The 509-nt window shown below is 46.6% G+C and carries 1 protein-coding gene; it reads right to left on the reverse strand.

What is annotated here, in order from left to right; genetic code table 11:
• Positions 1-170 precede the first annotated feature (170 nt).
• Positions 171-509: YgjV family protein (locus R7190_RS31065; RefSeq protein WP_318138365.1), on the reverse strand; the 339-nt coding region annotated here is incomplete at its 5' end.

Below are 509 nucleotides of genomic sequence, written 5' to 3' on the forward strand. Positions count from 1 at the left end.
GCACGTAAGTCAGCTGCTCGTGCGGGTGTGAGTGCATCGCACCAATTGCACCTTCTTCAAAGTGCACTTCTACCGACATCATGTTGTCGCTGTGTGCCAGTACTTTTCGTGAAATCCCTTCGCCGAGATCTTCCATCGGAATGTCTTGGTTAAATACGAACATGGTTCACCTAATAACTTGATTGATTAATCATGGATTCTGATTGCTGACGATGTAAGCGATAAATCGTCAATAAATTCATCACGATCACGGTCATTTCTAACAGCGTTCCACCAATGGAACCCACCAGAATATTATTGGTTAGCCAGCAAGACGCGCCGAGCAAAAAGCCAATGCGCATCCTGATCCCTGACAAGCAGAACACCGAGTATGTACCAATCACCGTCCCGATAATCGGCCATAAATCACGCCATTGCTCTGCTACCCAAAAGCCACTGACTAAACTGATCACAATAAAGACAGCAGCAACTCGTTTCGACGAGACAAAAATCGCCGTGGTCGTTCTGAG

The sequence above is a fragment of the Vibrio sp. 1078-1 genome, from assembly GCF_033340475.1.